This window comes from Streptomyces lydicamycinicus (assembly GCF_000829715.2).
GTDB classification, from domain to species: Bacteria; Actinomycetota; Actinomycetes; order Streptomycetales; family Streptomycetaceae; genus Streptomyces; species Streptomyces lydicamycinicus.
Window position 1 is genome coordinate 413,056 of sequence record NZ_BBNO01000002.1, and the last position, 16,477, is coordinate 429,532.

Sequence of the window (16,477 nt, forward strand, 5' to 3'; positions counted from 1 at the left end):
CGTGTCCAATGCGTCACCATGTGCGGCTTGGCCGGTTTCCGGTCCAGTCCATTGGGGCATTCATCCCGTGGCGTGGGGCAAAGGAGGTCTCGGGGGTGGCGTTGGTGGTGGCACAAGAGGTGCCGACGTCGTCGATCATGGCCGTACCCCATGGTCCTGTGGGTGTCGGCATGGCCAGGCGGCGCATGCGTGAAGAGCTGTTGGCAAGTGGAGTTCAGGACACAGTCGTCGATGACGCGGTCCTCATTCTTTCGGAGCTGCTGAGCAATTCGTGTCGCCATGCGCGTCCGATATACGAAAACGGATCACCGGGCTCCGCAACGGTCGAGACGCACGAGGCTCCGGTGGCCTCCGTCCGGGCGTCCTGGCGCATCGACGCACAGGGCAGACTGACCGTCGCGGTCACGGACGGCGGCGGCCCGACCCGGCCACTTCCGGCCACTCCGTCGGTCACGGCGCGCGGCGGGCGCGGGCTGGCGATCATCCGCTCGCTCGCCAAGGACTGGGGTGTACACGACTCCGTCGTCGGCGAAGTCACGGTCTGGGCGGCCCTCTCGCTGCAAGGCGCATTCGCTACGCGCGTGGATCTGACGCCCGATCTGCCGCCCTCGCTGACCACGGGAGCCGGAGTGGGCACGGGGCTGCCGCTGCCGGGCTTCCCGGACTTCGACGATCTGCCATAGCGGCACGGCGGGACACGGCGGGCGCGCGGCCGAGCGCGACCTCGTACGCAATCCTCTAGGCTCGCGCCGAAACGCGTCCGTACCGCCCAGGATCGACCAGGAGACACCGTCGCCATGGCCAAGAAGCGCCGTCCCCAGCCCCAGGCCGCAGCATCACGGATCAAGGACGGCGAGGTGCCGGTCGTCGGCGCCCGTGAGCCCTGCCCGTGCGGCTCCGGCCGCCGGTACAAGGCCTGTCACGGGCGACAGGCGGCGCATGCCGCCACCGAGCTGGTGCAGCGCCCCTTCGAGGGCCTGCCCGGTGAGTGCGACTGGGTGGCGCTGCGCGAGCTGGTGCCCGCCGCCACCGCCGAGTTGACGCTGAAGGGCGGGCTGCCCGAGGGCGTCCCGTCCGTGACGCTGGCGACGGTGCTGCCGATGGCCTGGCCCGCGCTGCGCCGCGACAACGGCGCGGTGATGCTCGGCCTCCAGAACGACACCGCCTCCGGCGACCTCAGCCGCGCCCTCGCCGACACCCTCCAGCGCGCGCTGGCCGCCGAGCCCGGCACTCCGGTCGCCGCCGGCCGCCCGGCCCCCGAAGGTCCGCGGCTCCAGGATCTGCTCGACCCGGACGCGGTCTTCGAACCGGCCGTCCACACCGGCTTCGAGTTCTGGGTGGAGAACGCCGAGAACGCCACCGGCGAGGTCGCCGCCTCCCTGGAGCGGGCCAACGCGGCGGCCATTCCCACCGCCCGGATCCCCGGCCTGGAGGGTGCGTACTGGTGCGAGGCCCCGGAGAAGAACCACCTGCGCTGGGTCACCGGGCACCCCGAGGAGCAGCTGCTGGACGCGCTCGCCCGGCTGCACGCCGCGGGCGCCTCCTCGCTCGGTGAAGGCACCCGGCTGGTGGGTTCGTTCCGCGCCCACGGCCTGGTCGTGCCGGTCTGGGACCTGCCCTCGTCGATGAGCGCCGAGGACGTCGCCAAGCCTGCCGCGGCGTTCGCCGAGCGGCTGGCCGAGGCGCTCGCGACGGACGCCCCGCTGACCCCCGAGGAGCGCCGGGCGCGCGGCGGGCTCACCAACCGCCAGGTCACCCTGAGCTGACCGGACCGGCCGGCCGCGCGGACCGGATGCCTCCGGGGACCTCCGGCGTGACACCTGTCACAACTCCCCGTACCTGCCGGTAAATAGGCGTCCGGAATTCCACGATCGAATTTGCGAACCGCCGATCTCTTGTTACGGTTCTAGAAGCCCGGTCGCTGGTGCATCCCCCGTCGCCAGCGACCGGGCGCTTCCATGTCCGGAGTCAGGTGCTCCGCGCGGCCGGCCCCGGCCGCCTGCGGCCCGGCGCCCTCAGCGGCCCGAACCCCTGCCTCCCACGGACGAGTTGCTGCCGGAGCGCAGCAGCAGCCGCTCCCCCGCCGCGTCGGAGAACTCCGCCACCGCGCGGTACGGCCCGCCCCGGCGCACGGTCGTCCCGGTCGGCGTCTCGCACAGGCCCGGCGCGTCGGCCGCCGGGACCTCGCAGTTCACCTGGACGGTCGTGCCGTCCGGCCGCAGCAGCGTCAGTGCGGCGCGCAGCGGACCGCCGGTGCGATTGCGGTAGTACGTCCGCCCCCAGGTCAGACCGTCCCCGGCGAGCACACAGGTCTGGGCCTCGATCCGCTGGGGAGCGATGAGTTGGGGTCCGCAGCGGGAGGTGCGGGCGGAGCGGGGCGGCAGGCCGGGGCCGGCGGGGGAGGCCGCGGCGGTCCGGGCGCGGGCAACGGCGGGGCGCATGTCCAAGTTGGCACCATTATCGGAGCTGATGCCGCTTTTGGCCGTAGAGCGGTTTTCGGACGTGGCGGAGACCCCGGGCGCCGCGAGGTCGGCCGGACCGGCCATTGCGGCACCCAGCGGCACGGCGATGGCGAACACCACCACGCCGGCAAGACCGGTCATGCGGAGTTTCTGCGCACGCTGCATGGCCCCCACCTGCGATTGAGATGCCGCTGACGGCGGCTTGACGGTGGGCCGAACCTATCGGGCGGTGGCGGTGCCCCCGGGCACCCGGACGCTGCTTCCCCGTAGTTGTCCGGGCCGGTCACACCCGAACGGGTGATCCGCCCGCGCGTTGTTTCCGATCATCCGCCGGCCGGGTCATCCACCGGCCGGGCGGGGCGGTCGCACGGGCACATCCGCGGGGGTCAGTACGCGAGCCGGCTGCCGCCGTCGGGAGTGCTGGTGCTCGCCATGACCAGGGCGTCCACGATCGTGCTCACCTTCGGCAGCCAGGGCGCGGCCGGGACGGCAGCCGGCGGCCGCTCCCAGCGGACCCGGCCCGCGCCGATCTGGGAGGGCGGAAGCACCAGATAGCCGCCCTCGCCGTGGAACCGCAGCGAGCTGGGCACCCAGTCCTGGGAGTGCAGCAGCTCACCCAACTCCGCGAGGTCGTAGGGCGATACGAGCAGGGACCAGCGGGTGGGCGTGGCCACCACGGGGCCGAGGCGTACACCGAAGTGGTCCAGGGCCGCCAGGGCGCGGGCGCCGGCGACGGCGGGCAGGCTCACCGCGCAGGGCGCGCGGCCGCCGGTGGCCAGCACGATCGGGGCATCGGGGCGGTTCGCCCACCACCAGCGCACCATCCGGGCATCGGTCGTGGCGGCCAGCAGGCCGGGGTCGAAGGGGTGCGCGCCGGGCACCACACAGTCGGGGTCGGGGCAGCTGCACCGGCGGCCGGCCCGCTCGCCGAGGCCGAGCCGGGCACCGGCCGGCTGCCGGCCGGCGGGCCTGATCCCCACACCGGGAAGTACGGGCCACTGCCACTCGGTGGCGCAGTGGAGCGCCGCACCGAGCAGCGCCGACCTTCCGCCGCGCCGGAACAGGAGCTTGCGTCGCCTTCCGAGGATCTCGCGCATGAGCGCTCGTTCCTTTCCGTTAACGCCGAGGGCTTCGTCCATCGCACTACATGGCACTTCTCGCCGGTTCGCCGTTGTCCGTGCCGTGCCGCTTCATGCCGTGGTGGGGCGTCTTCTGCGGCCCGGCCGTGCAACCCGGGGTCGATCGCATCTCGATCACGCCACGTGGATCACTGGTCACCGCGTGTACAAGGCAGCGCATCACGCCGTACGCCGAGCGTGGAACATGGCGGGGGGTGGCGCACGCTGGCGATTGCGCCTCCGTGGTGCAGTCCCCGCCTCTTGGGAGTGCGTCGCGGCCGTCGCCGTATTAGACGCCGGTGTCCGCCGGAGAGTTCCGGTGCGGCCCCAACTGGCCCCGCACCTTTCCGAGTACGTACCCGCCACTGTGGTGAAGACGCGCTGCTGATCGCCGTCAGTCGACCTCAAATTGACGCTTGGGGGGCCTTTTTCAGGCCAATCTACAGACCTCGCTGACACCACAAACCCCACGGGGAGAGTGCTGGACATCACATCGTTGATGCGTGTACATCTGGAGCATTGATAGCGGAGCAGCACGACATGGGGGTTTGCGATGCTATTGAGGAAATTGAGCGGCCAACCGCACCGCACAACAGCACTCAACAAAACGCCGCACTCCCTACCAAAAAGCGGCCTGACCTGGGTCATTACCTGGCGCAACGAGAGACGCCAGCCATGACCGCCCCGCACGTACCGAAAGTGGCTGGAATCGAACCAGCTCTTCCCGCCCCCACGCACACTGTCGACCCGCGCGTGGGGAAAGCCTCCGCGGCCCCCACCGCCGACACCCCGTCCGACGGCTCGCCCCCCACCCCTCCGGGCGCCCCTCAGGCCCCCGTACTCGACGCCGCGTCAGACGCCGCCCCCGGCGATGCCCCCGACCTCTCCGCCGTCGACCAACTCGCTGTCGTGCAGGACCGGCTGGCCGGCTGGATCTCCGACCTCAGCACCCTGCACGACCTCACCGAACAGCTCGCGCGCACCCGCACGGTGGAGGACGCCCTCCACGAGCTGCTGCGCGCCGGCGCCTCCCTGGTCGGCGCGCGGCGCGGGCTGGTCGTCCTCGCCCCGGCCGACGGTTTCGGCCCGGAGACCACGGTCGGCCTCGGCCTCGGCCACGCCGAGATCGGCACCATCGAGACCATCCCGCGCCGCGCCCTGTCGTACGCGCGGATACTGGACGGCCTCCCGGAGCCGGGCGCCACCGGCGACGACACCCGGCGCGCGGTGGGCGATGCGAGCCGTCCTCCCGGCGCCCGCGGCGCGGCGGCGGCCGGACCGTGCACCGAGATCTCCGAACCCGACATCCCCGGCGAGAAGGACCTCGACCCGCGCCTGCGCGAGGTCGCGGCCCGGCTCGGGTACGCGGCCAGCTACGCGGTGCCGCTCACCGCCGAACCCATCGGCCGGACCGGCGCCGCGGTCTGGCTCTACGACGAACCGGCCGAGCCCACCGAACGGCAGCGCCACCTCATCGGCCTCTACCGGGCGCACGCCGCCGAACACCTCGCCCGCCTCCTTGAGCTGCACCGCACCCGGCAAGCCGTCCGGATCCTGCGCGAGGAGCTGCTGCCGCACCGGCTGCCGCGGGTCCCCGGCATCCGCCTCGCGGTGCGGCACAGCAGCGGGCCGCGCGGGGGCGGGGACTGGTACGACGCGCTGCCGCTGCCCGACGGCGCGCTGGGGCTGGCCATCGGTTCGGTGACCGGCTCCGGGCCGAGCGCGGTGGCGGCCATGGGACGACTGCGGGCGTCCCTGCGCGCCTACGCCGTCATGGAGGGCGAGGATCCGGTCGCGGTCCTCTCCGACCTCGAACTGCTGCTGCGGCTGACCGAGCCGGCCCGCAGCGCCACCGCGCTGTTCGCCTTCACCGAGCCGCCGCCCGGCGCGCCGGGCGGGCCGCCCGCACCCCCGATGCCGGGCGGTATCACCGACCCCTTCGCCCGCAAGGTCGTGCTGGCCGGGGCCGGCCACTGCCCGCCGCTGATCCTCGGTGATCTGCGGACCGAGTACGCGGAGACCTCGCTGTCCGCGCCGCTGGGCATGCTGGCCTGCTGGGAAGCGCCCAGCGTGGAGATCGAACCGGCCGGCGGCGAGACCCTGCTGCTCTACAGCGACGGGCTGCTGCACCGCACCGGCGAGCCCATGGACCGCGCCTTCACCCGGCTGCACGCGGCCGCCGCGGGCGTCCCCAGGGCCGCCCGGCACGATCCCGAGGCGGTCGTCGACCACATCGTGCGCACGATGCTGCCGCAGGGTCTGGACGACCCGCTGTCGGAGGAGGACGTCGTGCTGCTCGCGGCGTATTTCGAGGAGTAGTCCCCGGTCCGGCGGCTCGGGGCCGGTCCGGCGGCCCCCGGCCCTGGTTTGCAGGGCCGGCCCTGAGCACGCCCCATACGGCGGGCGGACATCCCGCCCGCGCGCCCGTTCACACCCCCACCGGGCGCCATGCCTCCTATGGCCGGAGTACCGGAGAGGTCACACCTTCCTGCCCCTGGACCGTTTTCGATCCGCACATACGATGGAATGCGGTTCAGTCTTTAAAGGAGGCACGGTGACCGACGAGCTCACTCCGGAGACCCCGGACGAGGACGAGCAGCCGATCAAGCAGCGCAAGAACGGCCTTTACCCGGGCGTCTCGGACGAGCTCGCGGAGAACATGAAGAGCGGCTGGGCCGACACCGAGCTGCGCGATCTGGAGCCGATCGAGCAGGCCCCGAACGCCGCCCGGCGCCGGGCCGCGCTCTCCGCGCGCTTCCCCGGTGAGCGGCTGGTGATCCCGGCGGGCAATCTGAAGACCCGCTCCAACGACACCGAGTACCCGTTCCGCGCCTCGACGGAGTACGTCTACCTCACCGGCGACCAGACCGACGACAGCGTCCTGGTCCTGGAGCCGACGGGCGACGCGCACGAGGCGACGCTCTACCGGCTGCCCCGCTCCAACCGTGAGAACGGCGAGTTCTGGCTCAATGGCATGGGCGAGCTGTGGGTCGGCCGCCGCCACAGCCTCCAGGAGGCCGAGGCGCTCCTCGGCATCCCCTGCAAGGACGTCCGCGAGCTGGCCGACGCGCTCAAGGAGGCCACCGGCCCGGTGCGTGTGGTGCGCGGCCATGACGCCGGCATCGAGGCCGCGCTGACCGACAAGGTCACCGCCGAGCGGGACGAGGAGCTGCGCGTCCACCTCTCCGAAGCGCGCGCGGTGAAGGACGAGTTCGAGATCGGCGAGCTCCAGAAGGCCGTCGACTCGACGGTGCGCGGCTTCGAGGACGTCGTGAAGGTCCTCGACAAGGCCGAGGCGACCAGCGAGCGCTATATCGAAGGAACGTTCTTCCTGCGCGCCCGCGTCGAGGGCAACGACATCGGCTACGGCTCGATCTGCGCCGCCGGCCCGCACGCCACCACCCTGCACTGGGTCCGCAACAACGGCGAGGTCCGCTCCGGCGAACTGCTCCTGCTGGACGCCGGTGTGGAGACCCACACCCTGTACACCGCGGACGTCACCCGCACCCTGCCGATCAACGGCCGCTACACCGACCTCCAGCGCAAGATCTACGACGCGGTGTACGAGGCCCAGGAGGCGGGCATCGCGGCGGTCAAGCCGGGCGCGGCCTACCGCGACTTCCACGACGCGGCGCAGCGGGTGCTCGCCGAGAAGCTGGTCGAGTGGGGCCTGGTCGACGGCCCGGTCGAGCGGGTACTGGACCTGGGGCTCCAGCGCCGCTGGACCCTGCACGGCACCGGCCACATGCTCGGCCTCGACGTCCACGACTGCGCCGCGGCCCGCACCGAGCACTATGTCAACGGCACGCTGGAGCCCGGCATGGTGCTGACCGTCGAGCCCGGACTGTACTTCCAGGCGGACGATCTGACGGTGCCGGAGGAGTACCGGGGCATCGGTGTCCGCATCGAGGACGACATCCTCGTGACGGCCGACGGCAACCGCAACCTGTCGGCCGGCCTGCCGCGGCGCTCGGACGAGGTCGAGGCCTGGATGGCCGGGCTGCTCGGCGGCAAGTAGCAGCGCGGAGCAGGTGCGTGTACGTCCCCCGGTGGCTTCAAGTGCCGCCGGGGGACGTGTCGTTGGGCGGGACGCCCTCGCCGCGAGCCGTGCCGTCAGCGGCGTCGCCACCGCCGGGGGACGTGCCGTCGGCGGCGTCGCCACCGCTGGGGGACGTGTCGTCAGCGGCATCGCCACCGCCCCTCGTCCCATAGGCGCCCGCGCGGGCCGCCGCCCAGACGGCGGTGGCGGCGGACTCGGCGAGGCGCCGGTCGACGGGCCGGCGGGCGATCAGAATCCGGTAGTAGAAGGGCGCGCCGAGCGCCGACATCACTTCCTCCGGGTCGGTGTCCGCGGGCAGTTCGCCGCGGTCGACGGCCCGCCGCACCATCTGGCCGGCCAGCGTCAGCCGTTCGCCGAAGAAGGACCGCAGCACCGCCGCCGCCTGCGGGTCCCGCGCCGCGGCGGAGACCACTGCCTCGATCAGCGCGCGCATCCGTGCCTCACCGAAGAAGGCGGCCACCGAGCGGGACAGCGCCCGCAGATCCTCGGGCAGGCTGCCGGTGTCCGGCAGCGGCACATCGGAGCTCAGCTCGGTCAGCAGCTCGCACACCAGGCCCTCGATACAGCGCCAGCGGCGATAGAGCGTCGCCACATGAATCCCGGCGCGCTGCGCGACCTTCTCCATGGTCAGCCCGGCGAAGCCGCCGTCGTCCAACTCCTGGAAAACGGCGGCCAGTACGGCCTGGCGGGTACGGGCCGTACGCCCGCCGGGCCGGGTCTCGCCCGGGGCATGGTGCGCTGTCGTCACGGTGGCTCCGTATTGCAGTGCGGGTTCACGCCAAGTATTGTCCAAGACGAGTTAACGCGAGCAACTTCGCGTTAATCGTGGTGCGCGCTGGTCTCGCAGGGACAGGGGACGCCGCGGGGGAGGTCCTCCCACCGCGAGACCGCGCTGCCCCTCTTCCCCGAGAGGCGATTTCCGGCCAACTATCCGTCTGCCGACGTTCGCCTGAATTGACACTTCGGTTCTTGGTGAGCTGCGCGGAGTACGAACGGGATCCGACGGGCCGGGGAAGCCAGGGGTACGCACCGAAGCGGCCGGCGGTTTCGCGCCCGTGCCGATGAGTTGAGGATCTGAACACCTCTCTCATCGCGACAGGGCCTCGTGTGTTGTGTGTCCCGCCGCCTGCCCCTGAAGGGTGGCTTCGGGGTCCGCGCGGCCGTCGGAGCCCGGTTAACCGTGACTGCTGATCACGACGCCATCGGGAGGGCCGCGCCCTCCCGCCACTTGAGGATCTTGTCGAAGCTGACCACTGCGCCGGGGCGGCCCGTGCGGTTGCGGTAGCGGACGTGGTCGGTGAGGGCCTCGATCAGAAAGAGCCCCCGGCCGTCCTCGGCAAACTCGGGAGCCTGCGCGGGGGTGGGCACGGGGGCCGCCGGGGGGAGGGGGCGGTCCGTGGCCGTATGGGGTGGCGCGGGGGGTGCGGGGCGGTGGTGGAAGCCGGGGCCCGAGTCGGTGACTTCGATGCGGCAGGTGTCGCCGTCGATGAAAGCGGTGACGCGGTAGTCCTCGGCGGTGTCGCCGCCGTGCTCGACGGCGTTCGCGCAGGCTTCGGAGAGGGCCACCGACAGGTCGTAACAGATGTCCGGGTCCACGCCCGCGGTCTCCATCGTGCCCAGCAACAGGCGACGGGCCAGCGGGACGCTCGCAGCCTCGCGCCGCAAATGGAGTGACCACCAGATGCTCATCGCTCCAGCCTCCTGGCCGCGGCTCGACATATCGATACCTATTGCCGCGCCGCAAGGTCCGTAAGCATGTCCGGGACGTGATACCGCTCATTCGGCGGATGCGAAGAGTGAGCGCATCGGTGTAGGTGCCGCGCTGCCCGTGCGCCGTCACGCGCCCTGCCTGCCTCCTCGGACGCCCCGCCGGGCGCCCCTTGACACCGACCTGCCGTCGGGGGTCCGTGGGACCAGTGGGATGATGGCGCGGCCATGACTCCACCGCCCGCCTCCCCAGCGCGCGCAGCCGCCGATCTCCGGCTGTTGAGGGCCGCGGTTTTCACCGCGGTCTGCGTCGCGCTGTCCGCGGGCGGGCACATCCTCGCCTCGTGCGCCACCGTCCCGCTGTGGACGCTGGGCGTCGCCGCCGCCGCGGTGTTCGCGGTCGCGGCACCGCTGGCCGGGCGGGAACGCAGCCTGCCGGGGATCGCCGTCGGGCTCGCCGTGGGGCAGCTCGCCCTGCATGCGCTGTTCGCCTGGGGCCAGGCGCCCTCCGTGGCGCGGAGCGGACCGGGCGTCGGCGGGCTCTCGGACCGGGCCGCGATCAGCCTGGCCCGGCACCTGACCTGCGGGCTCGGCACCGGCCGGATGGACGGTGCGCAGGCGCGCCGGGTGCTCGGCTCGGGTGGCTTCGACACGGCCTCCGCCGCCGGGGTGGCCGCACCGGCGGGGCACGGGACGGCCGGGGCCACGGCCACCGCCGACCCGGTGGTGCACGGTCTGCTGCCGTCGCTGCCCATGCTGCTCGGGCACCTGCTGGCGGCGCTCGCCGTCGGCTGGCTGCTGCGGCGGGGCGAGGCCGCGCTGTGGCGGCTGGTGCGGCTGTCGGCCCCGGCGGCGTACGAGCTGACCGTCCGGACCCTGGCCGGTGCGGTGCGCAGGGCGCTCGTGCTGGTCCGCGCCCTGCTCATGGGGCTCGGAGCGGCGCACGACGAGGCGCGGCGCACCCCCGTTTCGTACGGGGATGACAAACCCGGCCCGAAGGACCTCGCCCTCCACCACAGTGTCGTCAGGCGAGGGCCACCCACCCTGGCCCTCGCGGCCTGACTTCGCGCGAAGCACGCTCCCACAGGACGGGGTACGGGCTCGCGCGCCGTCACCGCACGCGCGCCACCTACACCGTCACCAGCACCTTTCTCCTTCCTGTGGAGTGTTTTTCCGATGTCGAAGATCTCGAAGATGACGCAGATGCCGCAGCAGCAGTCGGACGCGTCGCGCACGCGGCGGCTCGCCCGGCGGCTGCCGCTCGTGGGCGCCGCCGCGGTCGGCAGTGTGGTGCTGCTCGCAGCCCCGGCCTTCGCCCACGTCAGCGTGCAGCCCGCGGGCGCCGCCCCGAAGGGCGGCTATGCGACCGTCAACTTCAAGGTGCCCAATGAGCGGGACGACGCATCGACGGTGAAGCTGGAGGTCACGCTGCCGACCGAGCACCCGCTGGCGTCGGTCATGCCGCAGCCGGTGCCCGGCTGGAAGGTGGACGTCAAGAAGTCCAAGCTGGCCAAGCCGATCGAGATGCACGGCGAGAAGATCAACGAGGCCCCCTCGAAGATCACCTGGACCGCGGAGGACAAGGGCGTCGAGCCCGGTCAGTTCCAGCAGTTCCCGGTCTCCGTCGGCATGCTGCCCGAGGACGCCGACCAGGTCGTCTTCAAGGCTCTCCAGACGTACGACGACAAGGAGGTCGTGCGCTGGATCGAGCCGACGAAGGAGGGCGCCCCGGAGCCGGAGAACCCGGCGCCGGTCCTCAAGCTCACGGCGGCCGAGGAGGACGGCCACGGCGCCGCCGGCGCGGACGACAAGAGCGGCGGCAAGGACCACCTCAAGAACGCCGCGGCCACCGAGGACGCCGCCGCCGGCGACACCACGGCCCGCGTCCTGGGTGCCATCGGCATCGTCGTCGGCATCATCGGCGTCGGCTTCGGAGTGTTCGCCGGACGGCGCCGCAGCGCCTGAGCACGGACGGGCCGGCGCCCGACGCGCGCCGGCCCGACGCCCCTTCCCGGACACCCGGGACACAACTCACGGGATTTATCTGCAATGCGTAGAACGACCCTGCTCGCGTCCGCCCTCACGGCGGCCGCGGCACTCAGCCTGACCGCCTGCGGCGGGGACGAGAGCAAGCCCGCCGCGGAGGTGTCCGGCGGCACCGCCACCAAGTCGATCGTCACGCTCGACAGCCCGCTGGCGAAGCCGGACCTGGTCCTGACCGATACCCACGGCGCCAAGTACGACCTGCTGGAGAAGACCAAGGGCCACCCGACCCTGATCTACTTCGGCTACACCAACTGCCCGGACGTCTGCCCGCTGACGATGGCCAACATCGCGGTCGCGGTGAAGCAGCTGCCCAAGGCCGAACAGAAGGACCTGCGGGTCGTCTTCGTCACCTCCGACCCGGAGCGGGACACCCCGGCCGCCCTGAAGAAGTGGCTCGGCGGCATCAACAAGGACTTCGTCGGGCTGACCGGCAAGTTCGACACCATCCAGGCCGGTGCGCGCAGCGCGAACATCGGCATCGAGAAGCCGGTCAAGAAGAAGAACGGCGATGTCGTCTCCACCCACGGCGCACAGGTGCTGCTGACCTCCCCCAAGGACGACAAGATCCACTGGATGGGCATGCAGGACGCCACCTCCGACAACTACACCAAGGCACTTCCGAAGATCGTCAAGGGGCAGAACCCGTGAACCGCCGCATCACCCTGGCCGCCGCCCTCACCCTCACGGCCGGTCTCGCGCTGGCCGGCTGCGGGGACGCCGCCCCGAAGCTCGAGGTCGTCGACGCGTACATGCCGCAGCCGGTCAACCAGGACATGGCCGGCGCGTACTTCACCGTCAAGAACAACACGGACACCGCCGACAAGCTCACCTCGGTCACCAGCAACCTGGCCAAGGACATCTCGATCCACAAAACCGTGGGCTCCAAGATGGAGCGGGTCGAATCGCTGCCCGTCCCGGCCAACGGCACGCTCCAGCTCGGCCGCGGCGGCAACCACCTGATGTTCATGGGGCTGAAGAGCAAGCCGACCAAGAACGACGTCGTCACCATCCAGCTGCACTTCGCCAACGCCGAACCGGTCCGGGTGTCCGTCCCGGTCAAGGCCGCCGACTACCAGCCGAAGCACTGACCGACCCACCGACCGAACCACTAAGGGCTGTCCCGTAGCCGGAGAACACACAGGTCCGAAGAAACCAGCCGCGGCCGGAGCACCGCACCGGCCGGCCGCGACGACGGGAGTAAGGGGAGCGATCACTATGGTCACCACCGGGCTTCGGCCACGACGGTCCGCCGTGCTGCGCCTGCTGGTCGTCGCGCTCGCGCTGGCCGGCACGCTGCTCGGCGGGCTCGGCGGTGCCGCACCGGCCTCGGCGCATGCCGCGCTGACCGGCAGCACCCCCGCGCAGGGGTCGGTGGCGGACCGCGCCCCCGAGCAGGTGACGCTCACCTTCTCCGAGGGCGTCGCCATGGGCGACGACTCGATCCGGGTGCTGGACCCTCGGGGCAAGCGGGTGGACGACAAGAAGCTGCGGAATCTGAGCAGCAACCGCGTCGTCAAATACGGCGCGGGGCTGCCGTCCGGGCTGCGTGACGGTACCTACACCGTCGCCTGGCAGGCGGTCTCCGCCGACAGCCACCCGGTGTCCGGTGCCTTCACCTTCTCCATCGGCGCGCCCTCCAAGACCACCGCCCCGGTTACCCAACAGGAGGCCGGCGGCGGCCTGGTGGGCGCGCTCTACGGCATCGCCCGCTATCTGGCCTACGCCGGGTTCGTGCTGCTGGCCGGCGGCGCCGCCTTCGTGGTGGCCTGCCGGCCCGCCGCGGCCCTCGTACGGTCCGTCCAGCGGCTGGTGGTGTACGGCTGGGCGCTGCTGACCGGCACCACCGTCGTGATGCTGCTGCTGCGCACCCCGTACACGGGCTCCGGCGATCTCGCCGATGTCTTCGACCTCGGCGGCCTCCAGCAGGTCCTGATCACCAAGCCGGGTGCGGCGCTGGTCTCCCGTCTGTTGCTGCTCGCCGCCGCGGCGCTGTTCGTGGCGGTGCTCTTCGGGGCGTATGCGCGGGCGCATCAGCCGGCGGGGGCGGACGAGCCGGAGGAGCCGGGGGAGCCGGGGGAGGAGCACGGTCAGCAGGGGGAGGCTGACGAGCGCGGTGCGGCCGATGCGTCGGATACGGCGGATACGGCCGAGGAGGCCAGGCGGCGCAAGGACCTCACCTTCGGCCTCGGCTTCGGCGGCGTGATCGTCGCCACCGGGCTCGCCGCGACCTGGGCGATGGCCGAACACGCCTCGACCGGGCTCCAGCCCGCCGTGGCGATGCCGGTCGATGTGCTGCATCTGCTGGCGGTCGCGGCCTGGCTCGGCGGGCTGGCGGCGCTGGTGGTGTCCCTGTATTGGGGCCCGACCGTCGAGCGGGCCGCGGTCCGCCGCTTCTCACGGATCGCGTTCGGCTCCGTAGTGGTGCTGGTGGCGACCGGCCTCTACCAGTCCTGGCGGCAGGTCGGCACCTGGAGCGCGCTGACCGACACCGCCTACGGGCGGCTGCTGCTGATCAAGGTGGCGCTGGTCGTGGTGCTCGTCGGGATCGCCTGGCTGTCGCGACGGTGGACGGGGCTGCTGGCGGAGGTACCGGCGGGGCAGGTAGCGGCGGCGGAACTGCGGGCGGCGGAGGAAGCCGCGCAGGACGCCGGGCGGGAAGCAGAGCAGGACGCTGAGGAGAGCGCCGGCCGGGAAGGGCAGGAAGAGCGGGAAGCGGAGAAGGCGGCCGTCGGTGCCTCGGCCACCGCGGCCACCGCTGCCACTGTGGCCACCGCTGCGACCGCGGGCCCGGTCCCGAAGAGCGGCTCCTCCCCCGCCTCCAACGGCACACCCGCCCCCCGCGACACCACCCCCGCTACCGACGACGGCCCTTCGGCCGGCCATGACGCCTCCGCCCCCGACCCCACCCGCGCCGCCCAACTAGCCCGGCAGCAGGCCGCAGTGCGTACCGCCCGGACCAAGCGGCAGCGTGACGCCGACCCCGAGCGGCTGGGACTGCGCCGGTCCGTGCTCGCCGAAGCGGCGGTCGCGGTCGTCGTGCTCGTGGTCACCACGGCGCTGACCGCCACCGAGCCGGCCCGTACCGAAGCGACGGTCAAGGCCACCTCGGGCGGGCAGTCCGCCGAGGCCGGGCGGCCGCTGGCGCTGACCATCCCGTTCGACACCGGTGGCCCGGACGGCAAGGGCACCGCGCGCGTCCGCCTCGCCCCCGGCAGCAGCGGCCGCACCAATACGCTTCAGCTGCGGATCACCGACCCCTCGGGCAAGGTCAGGGACGTCCCCGAGGTGAAGGTCTCCTTCACGCAGAAGGCCAAGAAGCTCGGACCGCTGTCGGTCACCACCCGGCACACCGGCAAGGGCCAGTGGCGCGCGAGCGGGATCCAGTTGCCGGTGCCCGGGAAGTGGCAGCTGTCGCTGGTCGTCCGCACCTCCGACATCGACCAGGTGACCGAGATCAAGAACGTGAAGATCGGCTCATGAGCAAGCAGACCCCCCGTAAGCAGTCCGCCCGCAAGCGACCCGCCGCGAAGCAGGCCACGTCGCAGGAGGCGGCGGCGCAGCAGGCGGCGGCAAAGCAGGCCGACGCGGCGCAGGCCACCGGCCGGAAGACCACCAGCCGGAAGACCCCCGCCACGGACTCCGGCGCCGGGTCCGCCGAGGCGGGCGGCGGGCGCGTCCCCGCCCCGGCCGCCGCCCCGGCACCGGAGACGGACGGGTCGCCCGCCAAGGAGCTCTCCCGCCGCCGGCTGCTCGGCACCGTCGGCGCGGCGGGCGCGGCCGGGCTGGTCGTCGGCGGGGCCGCGGGCGCCGCCGGGGTCGCGGCGGCAGGGGACGACACTCCCGAGGCCCTGACCACCGTCGGTTCGACCGGGGTCCCGTTCCGGGCGGCGGGCGGCGGACATCAGGCGGGGATCACCACCCCGTTGCAGGCCAAGGGCCATCTCGTCGCCTTCGACCTGGTACCGGGCACCGACCGCAAGGCCGCCGCCGCGCTGCTGCGCCGCTGGTCGCGGACGGCCGAGGAGTTGATGGCCGGCCGGGCCCCGGACGCCGACACGGGGGTCGCCCTCGACGCGGGCCCGTCCTCGCTGACCGTCACCTTCGGCTTCGGCCACAGCTTCTTCGGCCGTACGGGCCTGACGGAGCGGCGCCCCGTCGCGCTCGACCCGCTGCCCGACTTCTCCGCCGACGCCCTGGACCCCGCGCGCAGCAACGGCGATCTGTGGATCCAGATCGGCGCCGATGACGCGCTGGTCGCCTTCCACGCGCTGCGCGCGCTCCAGAAGGACGCGGCCGGCCGGGCGCGGCTGCGCTGGCAGATGAACGGCTTCAACCGCACTCCGGGCGCCACCGCGCAGCCGATGACCACCCGCAATCTGATGGGCCAGATCGACGGCACCAACAACCCGAAGCCGTCGGACCGGGACTTCGATGAGCGGATCTTCGTGGGGCGGGACGCCGACCAGGCGTGGATGCGCGGCGGCTCATACGCCGTCGTACGCCGGATCCGGATGCTGCTGGACGACTGGGAGAAGCGTTCCCGGCACGATCAGGAGAAGGTCATCGGGCGCCGCAAGGACAACGGGGCGCCGCTGACCGGTGGTTCCGAGACCACCCCGATGCGGCTGGACGCGAACCGCCCGGACGGGCTGCCGGTCATCCCGGCCAACGCGCATGCGCGGATCGCGGCGCCGGAGTCCAACCAGGGCGCGGCGATGCTGCGCCGCCCGTTCTCCTACCACGACGGGTTCCGGGAGGACGGCGCCCCGGACGCCGGGCTGCTCTTCATCTGCTGGCAGGCCGATCCGCTGCGCGCCTTCACCCAGGTCCAGCGGAAGCTGGACCGCGGGGACGCGCTGTCGCCGTTCCTACGGCACGAGGCGAGCGGACTGTTCGCGGTGCCGCCGGCCGCGGAGCCGGGCGACTACGTCGGGCAGCCGCTGCTGGAGGGGTAGACACCTAGGGCCTGAGGGACGGCCCTGGGACCTGGGGGGGGGAGACGCCCTGGGGCCTGGGGGCGGCGGGCGGCGGGCCTTAGGGAGGGGTCGAACGGATGCCGTAGGGGAGGGGAGCGCCCCCTCGGG

Annotated in this window: 14 protein-coding genes; 10 read left to right on the forward strand and 4 right to left on the reverse strand. The window is 72.6% G+C overall.

Annotated elements, in window-relative coordinates:
- Nucleotides 1–8: 8 nt before the first annotated feature.
- Together TU31_RS07235 and TU31_RS07240 are read left to right on the forward strand one after the other, a co-directional pair.
- Nucleotides 9–683: an ATP-binding protein gene (locus TU31_RS07235; protein ID WP_245698447.1), complete on the forward strand. Its 675-nt coding sequence runs from the start codon at nucleotides 9–11 to the stop codon at nucleotides 681–683.
- A 114-nt stretch (nucleotides 684–797) separates the two neighbouring features.
- Nucleotides 798–1,766, forward strand: coding sequence for a DUF5926 family protein (locus TU31_RS07240; RefSeq protein WP_042150816.1), 969 nt, complete (start codon nucleotides 798–800; stop codon nucleotides 1,764–1,766).
- 249 nt (nucleotides 1,767–2,015) lie between these two features.
- Here TU31_RS07240 and TU31_RS07245 read toward each other — a convergent pair whose 3' ends face one another.
- Together TU31_RS07245 and TU31_RS07250 are read right to left on the reverse strand one after the other, a co-directional pair.
- The gene (locus TU31_RS07245) at nucleotides 2,016–2,627 is read right to left on the reverse strand and encodes a hypothetical protein (RefSeq protein WP_042150819.1); all 612 of its coding nucleotides are present in this window, start codon (nucleotides 2,625–2,627) and stop codon (nucleotides 2,016–2,018) included.
- 221 nt (nucleotides 2,628–2,848) lie between these two features.
- A complete protein-coding gene (locus TU31_RS07250) occupies nucleotides 2,849–3,559 on the reverse strand; it encodes a bifunctional DNA primase/polymerase (protein ID WP_042150820.1) in 711 nt (236 codons plus the stop codon).
- A gap of 696 nt (nucleotides 3,560–4,255) precedes the next feature.
- On the opposite strand from TU31_RS07250, the gene TU31_RS07255 reads away from it, so the two are divergent.
- Both TU31_RS07255 and TU31_RS07260 read left to right on the forward strand, forming a co-directional pair.
- Nucleotides 4,256–5,899 carry a PP2C family protein-serine/threonine phosphatase gene (locus tag TU31_RS07255; protein WP_063770778.1) on the forward strand — a complete coding sequence of 548 codons (1,644 nt, stop codon included), beginning with the start codon at nucleotides 4,256–4,258 and terminating at the stop codon, nucleotides 5,897–5,899.
- Between the two features lie 235 nt (nucleotides 5,900–6,134).
- Nucleotides 6,135–7,598 carry an aminopeptidase P family protein gene (locus TU31_RS07260; RefSeq protein WP_042150822.1) on the forward strand — a complete coding sequence of 488 codons (1,464 nt, stop codon included), beginning with the start codon at nucleotides 6,135–6,137 and terminating at the stop codon, nucleotides 7,596–7,598.
- Between the two features lie 37 nt (nucleotides 7,599–7,635).
- Here the strand turns inward: TU31_RS07260 and TU31_RS07265 are convergent, their stop codons facing one another.
- Both TU31_RS07265 and TU31_RS07270 read right to left on the reverse strand, forming a co-directional pair.
- Nucleotides 7,636–8,388, reverse strand: coding sequence for a TetR/AcrR family transcriptional regulator (locus tag TU31_RS07265; RefSeq protein WP_042150824.1), 753 nt, complete (start codon nucleotides 8,386–8,388; stop codon nucleotides 7,636–7,638).
- A 443-nt stretch (nucleotides 8,389–8,831) separates the two neighbouring features.
- Nucleotides 8,832–9,329 (reverse strand): ATP-binding protein, encoded by a 498-nt coding sequence (locus tag TU31_RS07270; RefSeq protein WP_042150826.1) that lies wholly within the window; start codon nucleotides 9,327–9,329, stop codon nucleotides 8,832–8,834.
- A gap of 246 nt (nucleotides 9,330–9,575) precedes the next feature.
- On the opposite strand from TU31_RS07270, the gene TU31_RS07275 reads away from it, so the two are divergent.
- The 6 genes from TU31_RS07275 to efeB all read left to right on the forward strand — a co-directional run bounded on the left by TU31_RS07275 (nucleotide 9,576) and on the right by efeB (nucleotide 16,348).
- Nucleotides 9,576–10,409, forward strand: coding sequence for a hypothetical protein (locus TU31_RS07275; RefSeq protein WP_042150828.1), 834 nt, complete (start codon nucleotides 9,576–9,578; stop codon nucleotides 10,407–10,409).
- A 114-nt stretch (nucleotides 10,410–10,523) separates the two neighbouring features.
- On the forward strand, nucleotides 10,524–11,312 hold the full coding sequence (locus TU31_RS07280) for a YcnI family copper-binding membrane protein (protein ID WP_181018558.1): 789 nt from the start codon (nucleotides 10,524–10,526) through the stop codon (nucleotides 11,310–11,312).
- Nucleotides 11,313–11,396: 84 nt separating this feature from the next.
- The gene (locus TU31_RS07285; RefSeq protein ID WP_042150830.1) at nucleotides 11,397–12,041 is read left to right on the forward strand and encodes an SCO family protein; all 645 of its coding nucleotides are present in this window, start codon (nucleotides 11,397–11,399) and stop codon (nucleotides 12,039–12,041) included.
- A complete protein-coding gene (locus tag TU31_RS07290) occupies nucleotides 12,038–12,481 on the forward strand; it encodes a copper chaperone PCu(A)C (RefSeq protein ID WP_042150832.1) in 444 nt (147 codons plus the stop codon). Before TU31_RS07285 ends, TU31_RS07290 begins: the two co-directional genes overlap by 4 nt.
- A gap of 127 nt (nucleotides 12,482–12,608) precedes the next feature.
- On the forward strand, nucleotides 12,609–14,873 hold the full coding sequence (locus tag TU31_RS07295; protein WP_042150834.1) for a copper resistance CopC/CopD family protein: 2,265 nt from the start codon (nucleotides 12,609–12,611) through the stop codon (nucleotides 14,871–14,873).
- Nucleotides 14,870–16,348 carry an iron uptake transporter deferrochelatase/peroxidase subunit gene (efeB, locus tag TU31_RS07300; RefSeq protein ID WP_042150836.1) on the forward strand — a complete coding sequence of 493 codons (1,479 nt, stop codon included), beginning with the start codon at nucleotides 14,870–14,872 and terminating at the stop codon, nucleotides 16,346–16,348. The genes TU31_RS07295 and efeB overlap by 4 nt, the downstream gene beginning before the upstream one ends.
- Nucleotides 16,349–16,477 lie beyond the last annotated feature (129 nt).

Excerpts from the sequence above, each read along its gene's own strand:
- TU31_RS07235 (WP_245698447.1), top strand. The coding sequence starts at position 9 with ATGCGTCACCATGTGCGGCTTGGCCGGTTTCCGGTCCAGTCCATTGGG.
- TU31_RS07240 (WP_042150816.1), top strand. The coding sequence starts at position 798 with ATGGCCAAGAAGCGCCGTCCCCAGCCCCAGGCCGCAGCATCACGGATC.
- TU31_RS07245 (WP_042150819.1), bottom strand. The coding sequence starts at position 2,627 with ATGCAGCGTGCGCAGAAACTCCGCATGACCGGTCTTGCCGGCGTGGTG.
- TU31_RS07250 (WP_042150820.1), bottom strand. The coding sequence starts at position 3,559 with ATGCGCGAGATCCTCGGAAGGCGACGCAAGCTCCTGTTCCGGCGCGGC.
- TU31_RS07255 (WP_063770778.1), top strand. The coding sequence starts at position 4,256 with ATGACCGCCCCGCACGTACCGAAAGTGGCTGGAATCGAACCAGCTCTT.
- TU31_RS07270 (WP_042150826.1), bottom strand. The coding sequence starts at position 9,329 with ATGAGCATCTGGTGGTCACTCCATTTGCGGCGCGAGGCTGCGAGCGTC.
- TU31_RS07275 (WP_042150828.1), top strand. The coding sequence starts at position 9,576 with ATGACTCCACCGCCCGCCTCCCCAGCGCGCGCAGCCGCCGATCTCCGG.
- TU31_RS07280 (WP_181018558.1), top strand. The coding sequence starts at position 10,524 with ATGTCGAAGATCTCGAAGATGACGCAGATGCCGCAGCAGCAGTCGGAC.
- TU31_RS07285 (WP_042150830.1), top strand. The coding sequence starts at position 11,397 with ATGCGTAGAACGACCCTGCTCGCGTCCGCCCTCACGGCGGCCGCGGCA.
- TU31_RS07295 (WP_042150834.1), top strand. The coding sequence starts at position 12,609 with ATGGTCACCACCGGGCTTCGGCCACGACGGTCCGCCGTGCTGCGCCTG.
- efeB (WP_042150836.1), top strand. The coding sequence starts at position 14,870 with ATGAGCAAGCAGACCCCCCGTAAGCAGTCCGCCCGCAAGCGACCCGCC.